Source organism: Aquirufa rosea, from assembly GCF_004118285.1.
GTDB lineage: Bacteria > Bacteroidota > Bacteroidia > Cytophagales > Spirosomataceae > Aquirufa > Aquirufa rosea.
Genome location: NZ_SDHY01000045.1, coordinates 1 through 255, shown reverse-complemented (window position 1 = coordinate 255; position 255 = coordinate 1). Strand labels below are relative to the sequence as shown.

The 255-nt window shown below is 47.1% G+C and carries 1 protein-coding gene; it reads right to left on the bottom strand.

Going from position 1 to position 255, the window contains the following annotated elements:
* On the bottom strand, positions 1 to 255 hold a 255-nt coding region (locus ESB04_RS12515; protein WP_164969678.1), incomplete at both ends, for a hypothetical protein.

Here is a 255-nt window from a genome sequence, read left to right as displayed (position 1 = left end):
CCGCTGTTCCTGTGGCTGGTGTAAAGGTGAATGTTCCGTCACCCGAAGTTCCCGTGAAGGTTAAGCCTAAGCTTGTCAAATTCGCTACACCATTGGTGAAATCAGCCGCATTAGTTAATTTATTCGTGCCTGATAAGCCACTGATGCTTCCTGTTAAGCTTGTGCTTACCGTTACATTGTTCGTTGAAGCATTGAAGCTAGTCACCGTGTTACCATAAGCATCTTGTGCCGTCAAGCTATTCGTGCCCGTGAAGG